We start from the raw sequence: 20,722 nt of genomic DNA on the forward strand, positions 1-20,722 counted from the left end.
GGGGGCTCATCGATATGTAAGGAGGATGGCATAATCTGACCTTTATAAAATAAACACACTGAGAAAATAAAAAAGAAGGGCCAGGGTGGCCTCAGCGGTTAAAGCGGCAGATTTGAGACAAGTATTAAGGTTTTGACAGGAAATTTTTGCAATTGCGCCGCGACGGGCGCAATTGCGCAGGCGGTTTACTTCACTTCCAGTCCTTTGGCCTGCATATCCGCATGGTAAGACGAACGGACAAACGGGCCACACGCTGCGTGGGTAAAGCCCATCGCCAGCGCTTCTTCTTTCATTTCGTCAAACTCAGCCGGGCTGACATAGCGCTGCACAGGCAGATGGTGACGGCTTGGCTGCAGATACTGGCCAAGCGTCAGCATGGTCACGCCGTGACGACGCAGATCGCGCATGACGTCAATGATTTCAGCATTGGTCTCACCCAGGCCGACCATCAGGCCTGATTTGGTCGGCACATCCGGATGCGCTTCTTTGAAACGCTCCAGCAGTTTCAGCGACCATTCATAGTTCGCACCCGGGCGAACCTGACGGTAAACGCGCGGTACGTTTTCCAGATTGTGATTGAATACATCCGGTGGCGTCGCCGTCAGGATCTCCAGCGCACGGTCCATACGGCCGCGGAAGTCCGGCACCAGCGTTTCAATTTTGATGTTCGGGCTCTTTTCACGAATGGCGGTGATGCAGTCAGCAAAATGCTGTGCACCGCCGTCGCGCAGATCGTCACGGTCAACCGAGGTGATCACTACATAGCGCAGCGCCATATCCGCAATGGTCTGGGCCAGTTTCAGCGGTTCACCGGCATCCGGTGCATTCGGGCGACCGTGTGCCACATCGCAGAACGGGCAGCGACGGGTGCAGATCGCGCCGAGGATCATAAAGGTGGCGGTGCCGTGGTTGAAGCATTCGGCCAGGTTCGGGCAGGAGGCTTCTTCACAAACCGAGTGCAGGCCGTTTTTACGCATCGCGGCCTTGATGCCCTGAATGCGGCTGGAATCCGCAGGCAGTTTGATCTTCATCCACTCCGGCTTACGCAGAATCTCGGTACGCTCAGTGACCACGGTTTTCACCGGGATCAGCGCCATTTTGTCGGCATCGCGATACTTGACGCCACGTTCCATCTGAATTGGTTTACTCATAAATCTGCAGGTTCCGGTCGGGATTGCGATTTGAAAGCTTCCTCACTCAAACTGAGAACCAGGCTTTCAACTTTATTTGAAAAAATTGCAAAAATTATATCATCTCGCCAGGCCAGAAGCAGCCGATAAGCCGCGGCAAAGGTTACAATTTTGTAAATGCGCACAGACGGACAAGGTCACGAACCCGTTTCATCCCGCCATTCCGTGTGGGTAAAGCCACACAGACGCGCAAAATGCGTGACCAGACGCGGGCGAACATCTGCCAGCGTCACCGCCGGGCGGAAGTGGCTGAGCTGCGTCATCTGCATGCCGGCATAGCCGCAGGGATTAATGCGCAAAAAGGGCGTGAGATCCATCGCGACATTCAGCGCCAGGCCATGAAAGGAGCAGCCTTTGCGAATACGCAGACCCAGCGAGCAGATCTTATCGTCGCCCACATACACACCCGGTGCATCCGCGCGGGCGCGGGCATCGACGCCATACTCCGCCAGCGTGGCAATGACCGTCTCCTCCAGCGCCGTTACCAGCTCGCGTACGCCCAGCCGGTGGCGTTTAATGTCAACCAGCACGTACATTACCTGCTGACCCGGGCCGTGATAGGTGACCTGGCCGCCACGATCGCTTTGCACCACCGGGATATCGCCAGGCATCAGCAGGTGTTCCGCTTTGCCGGCCTGTCCCTGGGTGAACACGGGCGTATGCTCAACCAGCCAGATTTCATCGGCGGTATGGCTGTTGCGGCGATCGGTGAACTGATGCATGGCATCGGAGACGGGCTGCCAGTCGCGCAGGCCGAGTTGACGAACAAGAAGCGTAGTAGCAGACAAAGCGGACGTCCGGTAGAGAAAGAGAGGCCTGAGTATAACGCTGGCAAAGTGGCGTTTGCCAGCGCCTGCATTACAGTACCATGCGCACGATATCAATATTGCCCAGCTCTTCGTACAGGGTTTCGACCTGCTCGATATGCGTGGCGTTGATCGTAATGGAAACGGAGTGATAGTTGCCTTTGCTGCTTGGCTTCACGTCCGGGGAATAGTCGCCAGGCGCATGACGCTGCACCACTTCAACCACTTGATCAACCAGCTCCGGTTGCGCCAGACCCATCACTTTATAGGTGAAAGGGGTAGGGAATTCGAGCAGCTCATTCAGTTTGGTTTTCATATTGACTCCGGTGCATAAAAAAACAGGCTCCCGCCGAAGCGGGAGCAGAGATAATAACCTATCTGGGGACGGGCTGGCGATTTTTCAAGCACGCCTTAGCCGAACCAGTGGTGGAACATCAGTTTGATGTAATCGATGATGCGGCTGAAGAATCCGCCTTCCTGCACTTCGTTCAGCACCACCAGCGGACGCTGTTCAACGGTTTTGCCGTCCAGCTGGAAGTTGATGCTGCCTACCACCTGATTTTTCTTCAGGGGTGCGTGCAGTTCGGTGTTATCCAGCACATAGCTGGCTTTCAGATCTTTCATCCGGCCGCGCGGGATGGTCAGGTAGGCATCTTTTTCCACGCCCAGCTGAACACGGTCGCTGTTGCCGAACCAGACCGGCTCAGAGGCGAACTCTTTGCCAGCTTTCAGCGGTGCCACGGTTTCAAAGAAGCGGAAGCCCCAGGTCAGCAGTTTTTTACTTTCGGTTTCACGGCCTTTAAAGGTATGGCCGCCCATCACCGCCGAGATCAGGCGCATCTGGCCTTCTGTGGCCGACGCCACCAGGTTATAGCCGGCGGCTTCTGTGTGGCCGGTTTTAATGCCGTCGACGTTCAGGCTGGTATCCCACAGCAGACCGTTGCGGTTCATCTGGCGGATATTGTTAAAGGTGAACTCTTTTTCGTGGTAGACCGCGTACTCATCCGGCACGTCGCGAATCAGCGCCTGACCAATCAGCGCCATATCACGTGCGGAGCTGTACTGGCCGTCGGCATCCAGGCCGTGAACGGTCTGGAAATGGGTGTTTTTCAGGCCCAGTGCGCCTACGTAGTTATTCATCAGGTTAACAAATGCGTCCTGACTGCCGGCAACGTAATCGGCCATGGCGACGCAGGCATCGTTACCGGATTGCAGCACGATACCGCGCGTCAGCTGGGAAACCGGTACGCGGTCGCCGGGCTTCAGGAACATCAGCGAAGATCCTTTGAACACCGGATTGCCGGTCGCCCAGGCATCTTTGCCGACGGTGACAATGTCATCCTGATGAATTTTGCCCGCTTTGACCGCCTGGCCAATCACGTAGCTGGTCATCATTTTGGTCAGGCTGGCCGGATCGCGACGTGCATCCGCGTTCTTTTCAGCCAGCACTTTGCCAGAGTTATAGTCGATCAGCACATAAGCTTCGGCATCAATGTCCGGGACGCCCGGAATCATGGTTTTAAGATTCACATCGTCCGCAAAAGCGACATGGCTGAGAGAAAGGGCGACCAGTGATCCCACTGTCAGGCGTTTCAGAAAACGAGCAGATTTCAGCGTATTCATGTTCAGGACTACAACATCCGTGGGGTTAAGAGTGAAAAAAGTGCCTTACTATAGCAAACGTCCGATCGCGCGACATCTTGCTTTACTTACCAGTATCAGCAGGAAATGTTACTGCCCGTCACATTGACGGACGGGCAGTGGTAATGAATCCGTTCATCTGCGCTTCAGTGCTCAGGCGCTGCTGCAGCGCTGCGGCTTCAGCACGGCTTTTGAAGCCGCCGAGCTGAACGCGGTAGACATTGCCATTGGCTTCCACACTGCCCGGCACGCCAAAGCGCTTGCCGAGGCTGGTGGCCATCTGCCGGGCACGGGCCGCATCGTTCAGTGCACCAACCTGTACCACAAAACCGCTGCCGGCATGGGCACTCTGGCTGACCGGTGCAGCAGCGCTGGCGGCGACAGGCGCTGGGGCAGCAGCGGGCGCGGCAACCGGTGGCGGTTCGCTGCCTTCCAGGACCCCCTGCGCTAAGGGTTGTGGCGCGCCGAGAAAGCCGCTGCTGTGCACCGGTGCGCCCATATCGCTATTGCTCTGCAGCGTGCTGTTATCGACAGCGCGGACATCCTGCGTGGCTGGCGCGGCCGGGGCAGCGCTGCTGCCAGTCATCACCATACCGCCGCTCAGATCCGGACGGGCGGGCAGCGCATAGCTCTGTTTCGCCACCGTGGTGCCGACAGTGCCCGGCCCGGAAACCGAGCCGTCCGGCGCCACGCTGATGTAATCCACGCGCACCCGCGTGTTATTGGAAATATTCAGACGATCGCCAGCGGCACGCGAAAGATCGATAATGCGTCCGGGGACGTAGGGGCCGCGATCGTTAACGCGCACGACAATCTGACGGCCATTGGCGAGGTTGGTGACGCGAACGTAGCTCGGCAGCGGCAGCGTCGGATGGGCGGCCGTTAGCGCATCCGGGTCATACTGTTCACCTATCGCAGTGCGGTTGCCCTGTGCCTCATCGCCATACCACGTTGCCAGGCCCACTTCACTGAATCGTGACGGGTCTTTGATAACTTTATAGGTTTTGCCGTTAACGCTGTAATCCTGGCTGGTGGACGGGTTGATCGGTTCATAGCGTGGTTCCACGCCGGGGATCTCCACAACCGGGCCATTGTAAGCCGGTTGCGGCGGTGCCGTGTTCGTCTGCTGTTCCGGAGTGGAACAGGCAGCCAGTACCAGTGAAGCCAGTGCAACCCCAAGCCAGTCCTTACGCATGTGCAGCCTCTTAAACGCTCTTAGATAACATTTTTCGATGAGTATGGATCGACATGACGATGCCAAATCCGGCCATTAACACAATCAGCGCCGATCCGCCGTAACTCACCAGCGGCAGCGGTACGCCAACCACCGGTAAGATACCACTTACCATGCCAATGTTAACGAAAACATAAACAAACAAAATCAGCATTAACCCGCCGGCCATCACGCGGCCGAAGGTGGTCTGTGCGCGTGCGGCAATGATCAGCCCGCGCATGATCAGCAGCAGATACAGGACCAGCAGCAGCAAGACCCCGACCAGGCCAAGCTCTTCTGCCAGTACGGCAAAAATAAAGTCGGTATGGCGTTCCGGCAGAAACTCCAGCTGCGACTGCGTGCCGTGCAGCCAGCCTTTGCCGCGCAGGCCGCCGGAGCCAATGGCGATTTTCGACTGAATGATGTGATAGCCCGCGCCCAGCGGGTCGCTCTCCGGATCGAGCAGCATCATAACGCGGTCACGCTGATAGTCATGCATCAGGAAGAACCACAGCACCGGAATAAACGCGGCCACCAGCAGCACCGCCACGCCAATCAGTTTCCAGCTCATGCCTGACAGGAACAGCACAAACAGCCCGGAGGCGGCGATCAGGATTGAGGTGCCGAGATCCGGCTGCGCCGCCACCAGCAACGTGGGCATAAAGATCAGCACCAGGGCAATCGCGGTGTTTTTCAGGGTAGGGGGACACACGTCGCGGTTGATAAAACGCGCCACCATGAGCGGCACCGCGATTTTAGCAATCTCTGACGGCTGAAAACGGACAAACCCAAGATCGAGCCAGCGCTGCGCCCCTTTACTGATGTGGCCAAACGCATCGACCGCTATCAGCAGGATCACACAGACAATATACAGATAGGGCGCCCAGCTCTCATAGACGCGCGGAGGCACCTGGGCCATCACCAGCATCATGATCAGCCCCATCGCAATCTGCCCCAGCTTGCGCTCCATCATGCCCGGATCCTGGCCGCTGGCGCTCCAGATCACGATAGCGCTGTAGGTCAGCAGGGCGAGGATAATCAGCATAAACAGCGGGTCGATATGGATACGCGTCCAGATCGTTCGTTTCTGGGGACTATCGTTCATCGACATCGTTTATTCACCTTCGTAGCCGGGCGGCGTCGGTGCTGCTTCTGGCAGCACGGTGTTGTTGTCGCCCAGCATAATGTGGTCAAGAATCTGGCGCATTACCGTGCCCACTGCTGCGCCGGCGCCGCCATTTTCCAGAATCATGGTGACAGCCACGCGCGGCTTGTCATAAGGCGCAAAGGCGGTCATCAGCTTATGGTCACGCAGCCGCTCCGCGATTTTGTGCGCGTTATAGGTTTCGTTTTCTTTCAGACCAAAGACCTGCGCAGTACCGGATTTGGCGGCGATTTTATACGGCGCATCGGCGAAGCTCTTGTGCGCGGTGCCGTTGGGGCGGTTGGCCACGCCGTACATACCGTCTTTGGCGATTTCCCAGTAGCCGGAGTGGATATCACCAATCGGCGCATCCGGCGGCTGGCGGTAAGGCACCATGGTGTCGCCTTCGCGCGTGGCGCGCAGCAGGTGCGGCACTTTTATCACGCCGTCGTTAATCAGGATCATCATCGCTTTGTTCATCTGCACCGGCGTCGCGGTCCAGTAACCCTGGCCAATGCCGACCGGAATGGTGTCACCCTGATACCAGGGTTTTTTGAAACGCTTCATCTTCCATTCACGGGTTGGCATGTTGCCCGGGCTCTCCTGCGGCAGGTCGATACCCGTGCGGTGGCCATAGCCAAATTTGGTCATCCACTCGGATAAGCGGTCGATGCCCATGTCATAAGCAACCTGATAGAAGAAGGTATCCGCCGACTCCTCCAGCGATTTGGTCACATTCAGGCGACCGTGGCCCCATTTTTTCCAGTCGCGATAGCGTTTTTCCGATCCGGGCAGCTGCCACCAGCCCGGATCGAACAGGCTGGTATTGCGGTTGATGACGCCTGCGCTCAGCGCGGAGACCGCGACGTAAGGTTTAACGGTAGAGGCGGGCGGGTAGGCAGCCTGCAGGGCGCGGTTATACAGCGGACGGTTCTCGTCGCTCAGCAGGGCTTTGTAATCTTTACTGGAAATCCCGTCGACAAACAGGTTGGGATCATAGCTGGGTGTTGAAACCAGGGCGAGAATCTCACCGGTACGCGGATCGCTCACCACAACGGCGGCGCGGCTGCCTGCCAGCAGGGTTTCAATATACTGCTGCAGCCGCAGATCGACCGTCAGCCAGATGTCGCGTCCGGCCTGCGGCGACTGCTCGTGCAGCTGACGAATCACGCGGCCGCGGTTGTTAACTTCCACCTCTTCGTAGCCGGTTTTGCCGTGCAGCACGTCTTCGTAGTAGCTTTCAATCCCCAGCTTACCGATGTCGTGCGTGGCGGCGTAGTTAGGCCATTTTCCCTCTTCGTCGAGGCGCTTAACGTCACGGTCGTTGATTTTCGACACGTAGCCCACCACGTGCGTCAGCGTCTGGCCATAGGGATAGTATCGGCGCTGATATCCTTTCACTTCCACGCCGGGAAAACGGTACTGGTTAACCGCGAAGCGCGCCACCTGCACGTCATTAAGGCCGGTTTTCACCGGAATAGAGGTAAAGCGGCGCGAGCGTTTGCGCTCTTTCTCAAACGCGTCAATGTCATCGTCGGTCAGATCCAGCACCGGCCGCAACGCCTGCAGCGTTTGCTTCAGGTCATCCACTTTTTCCGGCACCAGTTCGGCCTGGTAAATGGTGCGATTGAGCGCCAGCGGAATGCCATTGCGGTCATAGATGATGCCGCGGCTCGGTGCCACCGGCACCAGTTTGATGCGGTTCTCGTTCGACCGGGTACTATAGTCGTCGAAACGCAGAATTTGCAGGTGGTACAGGTTGACCACCAGAATGCTGGAGAGCAGCAGAATGCCGACAAAGGCCACAAAGGCCCGGCGAACAAACAGTTTCTGTTCGGCAGTGTAATCGCGAAAAGCGTTGCTCTGTAATTTCATCCGCTGCGTTTATTGTCTGGAGGTTGTCAGGCGTTTATTCACGGTGATAAGGATGATTCGTGGTGATGCTCCAGGCACGATACAAACTTTCTGCGACCAGTACGCGCACCAGCGGATGGGGCAGCGTCAGGGCAGAGAGCGACCAGCTTTGCTCTGCGGCGGCTTTACAGGCCGGTGCCAGGCCTTCCGGTCCGCCAATCAGCAGGCTGACATCGCGCCCGTCCAGCTTCCAGCGCTCAAGCTGCTGCGCCAGCTGCGGGGTTTCCCACGGCTGACCGGGAATATCCAGCGTGACAATGCGGTTGCCTTTACCCACCGCCGCCAGCATCGCTTCGCCCTCTTTTTCGAGAATGCGTTTGATGTCAGCATTTTTACCGCGTTTGCCGGCAGGGACTTCTGTCAGTTCAAACGGCATATCTTTGGGAAAGCGGCGCAGATACTCCATAAAACCGGTCTGCACCCAGTCGGGCATTTTGGTGCCCACGGCCACAAGCTGCAGTTTCAACGCTTAGCTCCAGAGTTTTTCCAGCTCATACAGCTGGCGACTCTCTTCCTGCATGACATGCACGATCACTTCACCGAGATCGACCACTACCCAGTCTGCGGCGGCTTTGCCTTCCACACCCAGCGGCATCAGGCCGGCGGCGCGGGATTCCTGCATCACGTGTTCCGCAATGGAAGAAACGTGACGGTTAGAGGTGCCGGTACAGATAATCATGCAATCGGTGATGCTGGATTTGCCCTGCACATCAATAGCAACGATGTCCTGGCCTTTAAGATCATCAATCTTATCAATAACGAAATCTTGGAGTGCTTTACCTTGCAAAAGGTTCCCCTTAAAAACAGGTGATGACGGGCCGGCTGAATGCCCCGGAAACGCAGCCAAAAATGAAGCGGCGCAGTATAGCACGGCGAAGCTAGTCGCGATATAAGCCTGCGCGATCGATATAGTCGATCACCGCATCCGGCAGCAGGTCGGCGCAGGACTGGCCATGATGGCGGCGCTGGCGAATCTCCGTGGCGGAGATATCCAACAGCGGCGTGTCGGCCAGCCAGATATGGCCTGCCGGCGAGTGGTGCAGCTGCTGCGTATTCTGTGCCAGATGGTCGTTCAGCCACTGCTGCTGCGCCGGCGTCTCCAGCTGCGTGGCGTAACCCGGACGCTGGCACACCAGCAGATGGCACAGCGTCAGCAGATCCTGCCAGCGGTGCCATTTGTGTAACGTTAGCAGAGAATCCTGACCGATGATAAACCCCAGTGGCTGCTGCGCACCGCGTTCTGCACGCAGCGCTTCCAGCGTGTCCACTGTCCATGACGGCGTCGGGCGCGCCAGTTCGCGGGTATCAATATCAAACAGCGGACGGTCGGCAATTGCGCACTGCAGCATGGCCACGCGCTGGGCGGCGCTGGCCTGCGGCTGTGGACGGTGGGGCGGAACATTGTTCGGCAGCAGCGTAACTTGCTTCAGACCAACCTGCTGCGCCAGCGCTTCCACCGGGCGCAGATGGCCGTAGTGGATCGGATCAAAGGTGCCGCCAAACAGCGCAAAAAGTTCAGACATCGGTAAAACTCAGTGGGAAATCACGGTGGCAGAGCAGCAGCGACAGCGTTTCCAGCTGCGGCCAGAGATTCTGACCATACTCCTGCTTCATGGCCAGCTCCAGTTCAGCCAGCAGATGCACGGCGCGCTGCAGGCGCTGCGCGTCCAGACGCCTGACGGCCTCGGTAAACAGCGCCCGGCGATTCTGCCAGATGCGTTGCTGATCCATTAGCGTGCGCAGCGGCTGTTTTGACTGATTACGCTGCAGATGCAACAGCGTCAGCAAATCGCGCTGCAGCGTGCGCAGCAGAATCACGATCTCGCTGTCTTCTTTCGCCAGCTGGTGCAGGATATGCAGGGCGCGTTTGCTTTTGCCGGCCAGCAGCGCATCCACCCAGTGAAAAGGGGTAAAGTGTGCGGCATCGTTCACCGCTTCCTCAACGCGCGGCAGGGTGAGCGTCCCATCCGGCCACATCAGCGACAGCCGTTCCAGCGCCTGCGCCAGCGCCAGCAGATTGCCCTCATAGCAGTAGCAGAGCAGCTGAATCGCGGCATCATCAATGCTCAGTTTCATGTGGCGCGCGCGCGCGGCCACCCAGCGCGGCAGCTGAGCCTGCTCCGGCGTCTGACACGGCACCAGCACCGCCTGCGCGCTCAGCGCTTTAAACCAGGCGCTGTTTTCCTGTGCTTTGGTCAGCTTCGCCATGCGCAGCACCAGCAGAATATCGCTGTGCAGCAGGGTAGAAAGGGTCAGCAGGTGTTCCGCCATCGCCGCATTCGCACCGTTTTCCGGCAGCTGCAGCGTGAGCGTCTGGCGCTGGGTAAACAGGCTGAGCGCCTGACAGCGGGAGAAGAGGGCATCCCAGTCGGTCTGGGCATCCAGGGTAATACTGAAGTGCTCTTCAAAACCCTGCGTTCCGGCGGCAGCGCGAATGGCATCCGCGCTCTCCTGGATCAACAGTGGTTCGTTGCCGGTCAGAAAATAACAGGCGCGCAGCCCCTCACGAAGCTGCGCGCTCAGTTGTTCAGGATAGATCCTGATCATTGCAGACTGGTAGCTGACGACGAGAACACTTCCGGAGAGTCAGCGCCTGGGGCAATCACTTCCGGTTGCGACAGCGTCTCTTTGTTGCTCTCCTGCGCGGCATGCACCGTCAGCAGTTTACGCACCAGCTGCTCAGCGGCACGCTGACGCATCTCCTGCATGATCATGTCCTGTTCCGCATCTTTGGCCAGCGCGGCGTTCGGGTTATCAAAGAACGACCGGTACACGGTGGTGCTGATCGGATAGATGCCTTTACCCGGCAGCAGCACCTGCGCGCTGACCGTCATCACCAGCGAGTATTCGGCGGTGGTCCCGCTGATGAATACCGAGGCGGTATCACGTCCGAAGCGCTCAGCGCCGAGACGGATGGTCGGATACTTCGCGCTGGCCGCCTTGCTGTCTTCAATGATGGTGACGTCATTGATGCGCAGCTGCTGGCGCACAATACGTGCCAGCGGGCCATACGGGTCGCCACTCTGGACGATTAAGGTTTTCATTTCCGCTGGCACCAGGGTGGTGCCGCGCGGATGAAACCCACAGCCTGCGGTGATCAGCACCGCAAGCAGGACAAACAGCCTGATAATCAGTTGTCGCACAGTTCCTCCTGAACTTAACCCACGACCAGGTTAAGCAGTTTGCCAGGGACATAAATCACTTTACGCAGGGTGACGCCTTCCAGATACTTCGCCACCAGCGGCTCCTGCGCCGCACGCGCCTGCACCTGCTCCTGCGTTGCATCAGGCGCGACGGTGATTTTGCCACGCACTTTGCCATTGACCTGCACTACGACCAGCAGGGCATCCTCAACCATCGCCGCTTCGTCGGCAACCGGCCAGCTTGCTTCATCAATGCTGCCTTCACCGCCCAGCGCCTGCCACAGTACGTAGCTGGCATGCGGCGTGAACGGATACAGCAGACGGGTGACCGCCATCAGCGCTTCCTGCATCAGCGCACGATCCTGCTCGCTCTCCTGCGGCGCGCGCAGCAGTTTGTTCATCAGCTCCATGATCGCGGCGATCGCGGTGTTGAAGGTCTGACGACGACCAATATCATCCGCCACTTTCGCGATGGTTTTGTGCAGATCGCGACGCAGCGATTTCTGCTCATCGTTCAGTGCGTTGACGTCCAGTGCAACGGTCGCGCCTTTCGCCACGTGATCGTACGCCAGTTTCCAGACGCGTTTCAGGAAGCGGTTAGCGCCTTCCACGCCGGATTCCTGCCACTCCAGCGTCATTTCTGCCGGCGAGGCAAACATCATAAACAGGCGAACGGTATCGGCACCGTAACGCTCTACCATCAGCTGCGGGTCAATGCCGTTGTTTTTCGACTTCGACATTTTGCTCATGCCAGCGTAGATCACTTCGCGGCCCTGATTGTCGACAGCTTTGGTAATACGGCCTTTTTCGTCGCGCTCGACGGTGACATCCACCGGAGAAACCCAGTTACGTTCGCCGTTGGCACCCACATAGTAAAACGCATCGGCCAGCACCATGCCCTGGCACAGCAGACGTTTTGCCGGCTCGTCTGAGTTAACGAGGCCCGCGTCACGCAGCAGCTTGTGATAGAAACGGAAGTACATCAGGTGCATGATGGCGTGCTCAATACCGCCTACGTACTGGTCTACCGGCAGCCAGTAGTTTGCCGCCGCCGGGTCCAGCATACCTTCGTTGTAATCCGCACAGGTGTAACGTGCGTAGTACCAGGAGGATTCCATAAAGGTGTCAAAGGTATCGGTTTCACGCAGCGCAGGCTGACCATTTACCGTGGTTTTTGCCCACTCCGGGTCGGCTTTGATCGGGCTGGTGATGCCATCCATCACCACATCTTCCGGCAGGACAACCGGCAGCTGATCTTCTGGCGTTGGCATTACCGTGCCATCTTCCAGCGTCACCATCGGAATCGGTGCCCCCCAGTAACGCTGACGGGAAACGCCCCAGTCGCGCAGACGGTAATTCACCTTGCGCTCGCCAACGCCTTTGGCAGCCAGCGCATCCGCGATAGCATTGAAGGCGGCGTCATGATCGAGCCCATCGTATTCGCCAGAGTTGAACAGCGTGCCTTTTTCCGTCATCGCGGCGGCGCTTAAATCCGGCTCGCTGCCGTCAAGGTTAAGGATAACCGGTTTGATATTGAGCTGGTATTTGGTCGCAAATTCCCAGTCGCGCTGATCGTGACCCGGTACTGCCATGACGGCACCGGTGCCGTACTCCATCAGCACGAAGTTAGCAACCCATACCGGAATCGCTTCACCGGTCAGCGGATGGATGGCATGCAGGCCGGTGGCCATGCCTTTTTTCTCCATCGTCGCCATATCGGCTTCTGCCACTTTAGTGGTGCTGCATTCAGCAATGAAATCGGCCAGCGCCGGGTTGTTCATCGCCGCCTGACGCGCCAGCGGGTGGCCGGCCGCGACTGCCACGTAAGTGGCACCCATGAAGGTGTCCGGACGGGTGGTGTAAACGGTAACTTTCTCTTCGCTGTCGGCAACATCAAAGGTGATTTCAACGCCTTCTGAACGACCGATCCAGTTGCGCTGCATGGTTTTCACCTGCTCTGGCCAGTCTTCCAGCTTATCAAGGTCATTGAGCAGCTCTTCCGCGTAGTCGGTGATTTTCACGAACCACTGCGGGATCTCTTTGCGCTCAACTTTGGTGTCACAGCGCCAGCAGCAGCCGTCAATGACCTGCTCGTTCGCCAGCACGGTCTGGTCGTTCGGGCACCAGTTAACCGCCGAGGTTTTTTTGTAGACCAGGCCTTTTTCATACAGTTTGGTAAAGAACCACTGCTCCCAGCGATAATATTCCGGCTGACAGGTTGCCAGTTCACGGCTCCAGTCGTAGCCAAAGCCCAGCAGCTTCAGCTGGTTCTTCATATAGGCGATATTGTCGTAGGTCCAGGGCGCAGGAGCCGTGTTGTTTTTCACCGCTGCACCTTCCGCCGGCAGACCAAACGCATCCCAGCCAATCGGCTGCAGAACGTTTTTTCCCAGCATACGCTGATAGCGCGCGATGACATCGCCGATGGTGTAGTTACGCACGTGGCCCATGTGCAGACGGCCAGAAGGATAGGGCAGCATAGAGAGGCAGTAGTATTTCTCTTTGCCTTCCTGCTCGGTCACTTTGAAGGTTTCGTTTTCGTCCCAGTGCTGCTGGACGCGGGATTCTATCTCTTCCGGGCGGTATTGCTCTTGCATGGCTGCCTGTGGTCCTTGTGAAATCGTATTTTAAAGACTTTTGATCCGCATAGCATACCCATAAGGCCGCCCCTCAACAACATTTCACGCCCGATGGCCGCGTGATTTCTGCCGAATGCGTCTGCGTTTTCACCCTTTTGTAATTTCCGCTGCGCGGCACAGAGCAAATATGCCAAAGCGGCTAAACTTACTTTCAGCATCCGCAGCGAAAAGGAGAACAAAATGAATAATGTGGCGCAGGAATATCGTGCAACGGTAGCAGCATTAACCCAGCGACTGGAGCACGGCGAGCGTGACGTTGACGCGCTGGTAGCCGAAGCGCGCCAGCAGTTACTGGCGAAACAGACCCTCACGCCAGCGGAAGTCAACGAAGTGATGCGTGCGGTGCGGCGGGATTTACACGAGTTTGCGCTCAGCTATCAGGAATCCAGCGAAGCAGCGGATGATTCCGTGTTTCTGCGCGTAATTCGCGAGAGCCTCTGGAAAGAGCTGGCAGACATTACCGATAAGAGCCAGCTGGAGTGGCGCGAAGTCTTTCAGGATCTGCGTCATCACGGGGTGTATCAGAGCGGCGAGGTGGTGGGACTGGGGAATCTGGTGTGTGAGAAGTGCGGTTTCACCCGGGCTATTTATACGCCAGAAAGTCTGACGCGCTGCCCGGAGTGCGGACATGACCAGTTCCAGCGTCAGCCGTTTGAGCCGTGAGCGGCGGTTTTTGCTGGGGCTTGCGCGGGAGCAAGACGTTCTCTGCCTGACTGAAAGGAGCAAGCCTCCTGCTGTCGCCAGCAGGCAGCGCACGGGGGAGCGAAGCCGGTCGTCATGCGGCAGGAGACCGCAGGCAGAGGGCGCTTGCCGTGCCGGGAGGCTTAACCTGTTCTCTGATCGGGTTAAGCCGTCATGTATAACGCGGAAGAATCATCCGGCAGGCCGGTGTGTTTCGGGGCGCAGAGTATAAAAAAGCCGCCCGCGGGCGGCTTTTACTTATAGCGCAGGGTGCAAAACAGCGCGCGTGTGGCTGCGCCGATTAATGCAGGATCTTGGCAAGAAAATCTTTGGCGCGATCGGACTGCGGATGATTAAAGAAGTCATCTTTATTGGTGTCTTCGATAATTTTCCCTTCGTCCATAAAGATGACGCGGTTTGCCACCTTGCGCGCAAAGCCCATCTCGTGCGTCACCACCATCATCGTCATCCCCTCATTAGCCAGCTCGACCATCACATCCAGTACTTCATTGATCATCTCCGGATCAAGCGCCGAGGTGGGTTCGTCAAACAGCATGGCGATCGGATCCATGCACAGCGCACGCGCAATAGCGACACGCTGCTGCTGGCCGCCCGACAGCTGGCCTGGAAACTTCTCTGCATGCGCCGCCAGGCCTACACGCCTGAGCAGCGCCAGCCCTTTGTCGCGCGCGGCGGTTTTATCACGCTTCAGCACTTTAACCTGCGCCAGAACCAGGTTATCGATGATGCTCAGATGCGGAAACAGCTCAAAGTGCTGGAACACCATGCCCACTTTACTGCGCAGCTGGGCAAGATTGGTCTTCCGGTTGTTCACTTCGGTGCCGTTGACCTGAATGCTGCCCTGCTGTACCGGTTCCAGCCCGTTAACGGTTTTGATCAGCGTCGATTTCCCTGAACCGGACGGGCCGCAGACCACCACCACTTCACCTTTTTTCACCTCGGTGGAGCAGTCGGTCAGCACCTGAAAGTGCCCATACCACTTAGAAACATTTTTCAGGCTAATCATTTAAACCGTCCTTTTTCTTTTCAGATAGCTAACCAGCAGCGAAGCGCTCAGGCTGATCACAAAATAGACCAGACCGGCAAACAGAATCATTTCTACCTGGGTCCCGTCACGCTCACCGATGGTTGACGCGGTACGGAAGAAATCCGCCAGGCTCAGGACATACACCAGCGAGGTGTCCTGGAACAGAACAATGCCCTGCGTCAGCAGCAGCGGCACCATGGCACGAAACGCCTGGGGCAGAATAATCAGCTTCATGGATTGCCACTGCGTCATACCCAGCGCCAGCGCGGCATTTGCCTGCCCGCGGGAAATACTCTGGATACCGGCGCGGATAATCTCTGAATAGTAGGCCGCTTCAAACAGCGCAAAGGCCACCATTGCTGAAATCAGGCGGATATCGGTTTTTGGCGACAGACCCAGTCCTTTCTGCAGCAGGCTGGGCACCACCAGATAGAACCACAGCAGCACCATTACCAGCGGCACGGAGCGGAACAGGTTGACGTATAGCCGGGCAAACCAGCGCACCGGTGCGATGGGCGACAACCGCATCACCGCCAGAATCGTGCCCCAGATAATCCCGAATACTACGGCCACAGCCGTAATCTTCAGCGTCACCACCATGCCGTTCAGCAGGTAGGGCAGGCTGGGAGGAATGGAACTCCAGTCAAAACTGTACATTATTTGCCTCCCAGGTTGCCGGGCAGGCGGATTTTGCGTTCCAGCAGACTCATCACCAGCATGATCACCAGGTTAATCCCCACGTAGGCGAGGGTAATCGCGGTAAAGGATTCATAAGCGTGCGCCGAATAATCCAGCAATTTGCCCGCCTGCGCGGCCAGATCAACCAGTCCGATGGTTGAGGCAATCGCCGAGTTCTTCACCAGGTTCAGCATTTCTGAGGTCATGGGTGGCACAATCACGCGATAGGCATTGGGCAGCAGTACATAGCGGTAGGTCTGCGGCAGGGTCAGGCCCATCGCCAGACCGGCATTTTTCTGACCGCGTGGCAGCGACTGAATGGCTGCACGCACCTGTTCACAGACGCGGGCGGCGGTGAACAGACCCAGACAAATCATCGACGACAGGAAAAACTGGATATTGGGATCCAGCTCAGCCTTAAACCACATGCCGAGTTTCTCTCCCACCAGCTCCGGTGCCACCAGATACCAGAAAAAGAACTGCACAATCAGGGGAATATTACGAAACAGCTCCACATAGCAGGTGCCAATGGCGGCCAGCCCGCGATGGGGCACGGTACGCAGAATGCCAAAGAAGGATCCTACGAGGAAGGCGATAATCCAGGCGCAGCAGGAGACGGCTAACGTCACCTGAAATCCGGACCACAGCCAGCCAAGGTAAGTCGTATTGCCGAACGGAGCCTGCTGTAAAAAGATGCCCCAGTTCCAGTCGATACCCATAACGAGCTCCGGTAAAAAATAGGGTAGCGAGGCTACCCATAAGATTGTTGAGCGGTGTCTTGTGTCCTGCGCCGGGGGAACGACCCGTTACAGTCTGTCTGTCCGCACCGCATGTTCAGCAATCGAGAGGGCAGCAGCACTGCCCTTGTTGTCGTTGTTAATTCAGAGTGCTTTATCGTTCGGCGCTTTAAACAGCGCCTGCATATCCGCAGAGAGGTCAAAGTTCAGGTTCAGATTCTTCGGTGGAATCGGCTGCTTGAACCATTTGTCGAACCACTTCGTGGCTTCACCCGAGGTCTGCGCTTTGGCGATGGTGTCATCCATCAGCTGTTTAAACTGCGGATCTTCCTTACGCAGCATGCAGCCATAGGCCTCTTTTGACTGCGGTGTGCCGACGATATCCCAGTTGTCCGGGTTTTTCGCTTTGGCCCGCTCACCCGCCAGCAGGGCGTCATCCATCATAAACGCCACCGCGCGACCGGTTTCCAGCGTGCGGAAGGAATCACCGTGATCTTTGGCGCTGATGATACGCATATCCAGCTTCTTATCATCATTCAGCTTGCGCAGCAGAATTTCTGAGGTGGTGCCGGAAGTGACCACGACGGTTTTGCCCTTCAGATCGCTGAAGTCTTTAATGTCGCTGCCTTTTTTCACCAGCAGACGGGTGCCGATGATGAAAATGCTGTCGGAGAATGCCGCCTGCTGCTGGCGTTCTGCGTTATTGGTGGTCGAGCCACATTCATAATCGTAAGTGCCGTTCTGTAACAGCGGAATACGGTTCTGAGAGGTGATCGGCAGCATTTTGACCTGCAGATCGGGCTTGTTCAGCTTCGCTTTGATAGCGGCCACGATAGCGTTGGAATAATCCTGCGAGTAGCCCACCACTTTCTGCTGGTTATCATAGTAAGAAAAGGGAACTGATGACTCACGATGCCCGACGACAATAACACCGCTGTCGTTAATTTTTTTCAGGGTACCCGTGAGATCTTCCGCCTGGGCCGCACCTGCCGCTGTGCCTAACAGCAGAAGCGATAAGGCCACTTTGCGTATCTGCATGTTCCAACTCCTTCGTGTGAATGTCGCGCAGAACAAAAACTGCGCAGAGGGTGATGTTGTGTGTATTTCCTGCTGCTTTTTTAATTATCCTTTGGCGCAACTGCGCGCAGGATAGTGATTAACATAGCGAATTGTTAACGCAATGAAACAAAAAAGTTCGTTTTTTGCGAGCCGCTCCGCACCAATAAGAGGCAAAAAAAGGCCTCTGCGCAATTACGGTGCGCATCGATGCCAGATAATAGTGCGCGAACATGGCATTACGCTGACAACACGCGCTGCTGATTAAACTCACTGAAATAAATAGCAATGATCGTGCCAGCATGGATGGCTTTGCAGGACACAGCAGAAAAGCGGGTAAAGCAGGGGAGAAGGGAGGGGAAATGCGCAGTAAAAAGGCGAAGCCAGCGCTTCGCCTTACAGCAGAGACAAGGATCAGGCGCGGCGGCGTAAAATGCCCGCTACCATGCCTGCCAGCGTCAGCAGCCACACCGGCCAGATGCCGGCGCGTGCGTAGGGCGTTATCCCGCTGGTGGGAGTCACGCGCGCGCTCAATACCTCGCGACTGAACTGAGGAATCTCTTTTTCAATCTCGCCGTTAGCATTGACCACCGCGGTTACGCCGTTGTTGGTCGCGCGCAACAGCGGACGGCCCAGCTCCAGCGCGCGCATTCGCGCCATCTGGAAGTGCTGCCACGGACCAATCGAGTGACCAAACCAGGCATCATTGGAGACGGTGAGCAGAAAGTCTGTATCTGACCTGAAGTTAGCCCGAACCTGCTCGCCCAGCACAATCTCATAGCAGATAGCCGTAGTCAGATCGTAACCCGCCACCTTCAGCTGCGGCTGGATGTAGGCACCGCGACTGAACGAAGACATTGGCAGATCGAAGAACGGCGCCAGCGGACGCAGCAGATCTTCCAGCGGCACAAACTCGCCAAATGGCACCAGATGGTTTTTCTGATAGCGATTCTGACTCTGGTAGCTGTAGGGCTGCTCACCGCCCAGCACAATGACCGAGTTGTAATCGTGATAGCGGTTGTCACGCTCCACGCGCGAATCAACGATACCGGTAATCAGCGTACTGCCGCGCGCGCGCAGTTCCGCGTCCAGCGCATGCAGGAACGGCTGCTGATTGCTTTCCAGATCGGTGATGGCCGATTCCGGCCAGATAATGATGGGCGCTTTCCCCATATAGGGCTGGCTGTAGGCGGTATAGACGCGCAGCGTGTTCAGCAGCTGTTGCGGATCCCATTTCATGGATTGCGGAATATTGCCCTGCACCATGGCGATCTCAACGCTGCGCTGCGGCAGCGGCTGATACCACTGCAGCATACGCAGCGGCCACGGCAGCAGCAGCAGTGCGGCAGCGGCCATCAGGCTTTTGACCGTACGCTGATAAAGCGCGTGCACCAGCAGGCCACTGATGACCATCAGCAGGAACGTAATGGTTTCTACGCCAGCCAGCGGCGCAATGCCTTTCAGCGGACCATTGATCTGACTGTAGCCAAACTGCAACCACGGGAAGCCGGTCAGCACCCAGCCGCGCAGGAATTCAGTCACCTGCCACAGCGCGGGCGCCGCCAGCGCCAGCCGCCACAGCGTCGCGCGCGGCCAGAAGCGGTTGAGGATCACCGCAAACAGCAGCGGATAGAGCGCCAGGTAAGCGGCCAGCAGCAGCACCAGGAAAACGTTAACCGGTCCCGGCATGCCGCCAAAAGTGGCGATGCTGACATAGACCCAGTTAACGCCGCTGCCAAACAGGCCAAAGCCCCAGGCGAAACCCAGCGCCGCAGCCTGTGCCGGACGACGGTCCAGCAACAGCAGCTGCAGGCCGGCCAGGGAAAGCAGCGCGGCCGGCCAGAAATCATAGGGAGAAAAGGAAAGGGTGCCAGCGGCACCCGAAATCAACGCCAGCAGCAGGCGAACCCGCTGCTGCGGCCAGAGAGAGGCGAAAGCCATAGATTATTCGTCTTCGAGTTGCGGTTGCGGAGAGTCTTCCGGGATTTTTACATGCACCTGAATAATACGACGGCTGTCAGCCATCGCGACTTTGAACTGGTAACCATCTATGTCAATGCTTTCCCCGCGTGCAGGCAGGTGGCCGAAGCCCTGCATCACCAGGCCACCGATGGTATCCACCTCATCGTCACTGAAGCCGGTGCCGAAAACGTCGTTGAAGTCTTCAATTGGCGTCAGCGCGCGCACCGTATAGGTATGGCGGTTCAGCTGACGGATATCGCGATCTTCTTCATCGTCATATTCGTCTTCAATCTCACCCACAATCAGTTCGAGAATATCTTCAATGGTCACCAGACCGGAAACGCCGCCGAATTCATCAATCACAATCGCCATGTGGTAACGCTGGGAACGAAACTCTTTGAGCATGCGATCCACACGTTTACTTTCCGGCACAACGACAGCAGGGCGCAGCACTTTATCCATGCTGAATGGCTCTGCGCTGCTGCTCATAAACGGCAGCAGATCTTTCGCCATCAGAATCCCTTCCACATGATCTTTGTCTTCGCTGATCACCGGGAAGCGTGAGTGGGCGGATTCAATGATCACCGCAAGGCACTCTTCCAGCGTCTGGTTGCGCTTCAGGGTAATCATCTGGGAGCGGGGGATCATGATGTCGCGCACGCGCTGTTCGGCAATATCCAGCACCCCTTCCAGCATGTCGCGGGTGTCCTGGTCGATCAGCTCTTTTTGCTCAGAATCGCGGATCAGCCCCAGCAGTTCGTCACGGTTTTTCGGTTCACCGTGAAAAAGCTGGTTGATCAGCAGGGAGAAAAATCCCTTTTTACTACCGGGTGCGTCGTTGTTCTGCGAATGGTCGTCGCTCATGGCGTT

20 protein-coding genes are annotated in these 20,722 nt (G+C 57.2%); 1 reads left to right on the forward strand and 19 read right to left on the reverse strand.

Going from position 1 to position 20,722, the window contains the following annotated elements:
- Window positions 1-185: 185 nt before the first annotated feature.
- The 13 genes from lipA to leuS all read right to left on the reverse strand — a co-directional run bounded on the left by lipA (window position 186) and on the right by leuS (window position 13,648).
- Complete coding sequence (lipA, locus tag D8B20_RS05015; RefSeq protein ID WP_145887709.1) at window positions 186-1,151, reverse strand: lipoyl synthase; 966 nt, start codon at window positions 1,149-1,151, stop codon at window positions 186-188.
- A 176-nt stretch (window positions 1,152-1,327) separates the two neighbouring features.
- A complete protein-coding gene (gene lipB, locus D8B20_RS05020) occupies window positions 1,328-1,978 on the reverse strand; it encodes a lipoyl(octanoyl) transferase LipB (RefSeq protein WP_145887711.1) in 651 nt (216 codons plus the stop codon).
- Between the two features lie 70 nt (window positions 1,979-2,048).
- Window positions 2,049-2,312 (reverse strand): DUF493 family protein YbeD, encoded by a 264-nt coding sequence (ybeD, locus tag D8B20_RS05025; RefSeq protein WP_033751835.1) that lies wholly within the window; start codon window positions 2,310-2,312, stop codon window positions 2,049-2,051.
- Between the two features lie 95 nt (window positions 2,313-2,407).
- Window positions 2,408-3,619: a D-alanyl-D-alanine carboxypeptidase DacA gene (dacA, locus tag D8B20_RS05030; protein ID WP_145887713.1), complete on the reverse strand. Its 1,212-nt coding sequence runs from the start codon at window positions 3,617-3,619 to the stop codon at window positions 2,408-2,410.
- A 118-nt stretch (window positions 3,620-3,737) separates the two neighbouring features.
- Complete coding sequence (gene rlpA, locus D8B20_RS05035) at window positions 3,738-4,832, reverse strand: endolytic peptidoglycan transglycosylase RlpA (protein ID WP_145887715.1); 1,095 nt, start codon at window positions 4,830-4,832, stop codon at window positions 3,738-3,740.
- Window positions 4,833-4,842: 10 nt separating this feature from the next.
- Window positions 4,843-5,955: a peptidoglycan glycosyltransferase MrdB gene (gene mrdB, locus D8B20_RS05040; protein WP_145890399.1), complete on the reverse strand. Its 1,113-nt coding sequence runs from the start codon at window positions 5,953-5,955 to the stop codon at window positions 4,843-4,845.
- A gap of 9 nt (window positions 5,956-5,964) precedes the next feature.
- Entirely contained in the window at window positions 5,965-7,869 is a 1,905-nt protein-coding gene (gene mrdA / locus D8B20_RS05045; RefSeq protein WP_145887717.1) for a peptidoglycan DD-transpeptidase MrdA, read from the reverse strand.
- A 34-nt stretch (window positions 7,870-7,903) separates the two neighbouring features.
- Window positions 7,904-8,374, reverse strand: coding sequence for a 23S rRNA (pseudouridine(1915)-N(3))-methyltransferase RlmH (gene rlmH / locus D8B20_RS05050; RefSeq protein ID WP_058757899.1), 471 nt, complete (start codon window positions 8,372-8,374; stop codon window positions 7,904-7,906).
- Window positions 8,375-8,377: 3 nt separating this feature from the next.
- A complete protein-coding gene (gene rsfS / locus D8B20_RS05055; RefSeq protein ID WP_145887719.1) occupies window positions 8,378-8,695 on the reverse strand; it encodes a ribosome silencing factor in 318 nt (105 codons plus the stop codon).
- Window positions 8,696-8,786: 91 nt separating this feature from the next.
- On the reverse strand, window positions 8,787-9,431 hold the full coding sequence (nadD, locus tag D8B20_RS05060) for a nicotinate-nucleotide adenylyltransferase (protein ID WP_145887721.1): 645 nt from the start codon (window positions 9,429-9,431) through the stop codon (window positions 8,787-8,789).
- Entirely contained in the window at window positions 9,424-10,455 is a 1,032-nt protein-coding gene (gene holA / locus D8B20_RS05065; RefSeq protein ID WP_145887723.1) for a DNA polymerase III subunit delta, read from the reverse strand. The genes nadD and holA overlap by 8 nt, the downstream gene beginning before the upstream one ends.
- Window positions 10,452-11,051, reverse strand: coding sequence for an LPS assembly lipoprotein LptE (lptE, locus tag D8B20_RS05070; RefSeq protein WP_145887725.1), 600 nt, complete (start codon window positions 11,049-11,051; stop codon window positions 10,452-10,454). The genes holA and lptE overlap by 4 nt, the downstream gene beginning before the upstream one ends.
- A 14-nt stretch (window positions 11,052-11,065) precedes the next feature.
- Window positions 11,066-13,648 carry a leucine--tRNA ligase gene (leuS, locus tag D8B20_RS05075; RefSeq protein ID WP_145887727.1) on the reverse strand — a complete coding sequence of 861 codons (2,583 nt, stop codon included), beginning with the start codon at window positions 13,646-13,648 and terminating at the stop codon, window positions 11,066-11,068.
- A gap of 222 nt (window positions 13,649-13,870) precedes the next feature.
- On the opposite strand from leuS, the gene D8B20_RS05080 reads away from it, so the two are divergent.
- Window positions 13,871-14,353 carry a zinc ribbon-containing protein gene (locus D8B20_RS05080; RefSeq protein ID WP_145887729.1) on the forward strand — a complete coding sequence of 161 codons (483 nt, stop codon included), beginning with the start codon at window positions 13,871-13,873 and terminating at the stop codon, window positions 14,351-14,353.
- A 319-nt stretch (window positions 14,354-14,672) separates the two neighbouring features.
- Here the strand turns inward: D8B20_RS05080 and D8B20_RS05085 are convergent, their stop codons facing one another.
- The 6 genes from D8B20_RS05085 to corC form a co-directional block, all read right to left on the reverse strand.
- On the reverse strand, window positions 14,673-15,398 hold the full coding sequence (locus D8B20_RS05085) for an amino acid ABC transporter ATP-binding protein (RefSeq protein WP_145887730.1): 726 nt from the start codon (window positions 15,396-15,398) through the stop codon (window positions 14,673-14,675).
- On the reverse strand, window positions 15,399-16,076 hold the full coding sequence (gene gltK / locus D8B20_RS05090) for a glutamate/aspartate ABC transporter permease GltK (RefSeq protein ID WP_145887731.1): 678 nt from the start codon (window positions 16,074-16,076) through the stop codon (window positions 15,399-15,401). It abuts the gene before it with no gap.
- Window positions 16,076-16,816 carry an amino acid ABC transporter permease gene (locus D8B20_RS05095; RefSeq protein WP_145887733.1) on the reverse strand — a complete coding sequence of 247 codons (741 nt, stop codon included), beginning with the start codon at window positions 16,814-16,816 and terminating at the stop codon, window positions 16,076-16,078. The genes gltK and D8B20_RS05095 overlap by 1 nt, the downstream gene beginning before the upstream one ends.
- 162 nt (window positions 16,817-16,978) lie before the next feature.
- Window positions 16,979-17,872 carry an amino acid ABC transporter substrate-binding protein gene (locus D8B20_RS05100; protein WP_145887735.1) on the reverse strand — a complete coding sequence of 298 codons (894 nt, stop codon included), beginning with the start codon at window positions 17,870-17,872 and terminating at the stop codon, window positions 16,979-16,981.
- Window positions 17,873-18,304: 432 nt separating this feature from the next.
- The gene (gene lnt, locus D8B20_RS05105; protein ID WP_145887737.1) at window positions 18,305-19,831 is read right to left on the reverse strand and encodes an apolipoprotein N-acyltransferase; all 1,527 of its coding nucleotides are present in this window, start codon (window positions 19,829-19,831) and stop codon (window positions 18,305-18,307) included.
- Window positions 19,832-19,834: 3 nt separating this feature from the next.
- On the reverse strand, window positions 19,835-20,716 hold the full coding sequence (corC, locus tag D8B20_RS05110) for a CNNM family magnesium/cobalt transport protein CorC (RefSeq protein ID WP_145887739.1): 882 nt from the start codon (window positions 20,714-20,716) through the stop codon (window positions 19,835-19,837).
- Window positions 20,717-20,722 lie beyond the last annotated feature (6 nt).

The organism is Candidatus Pantoea soli (assembly GCF_007833795.1).
Taxonomy (GTDB): Bacteria; Pseudomonadota; Gammaproteobacteria; order Enterobacterales; family Enterobacteriaceae; genus Pantoea; species Pantoea soli.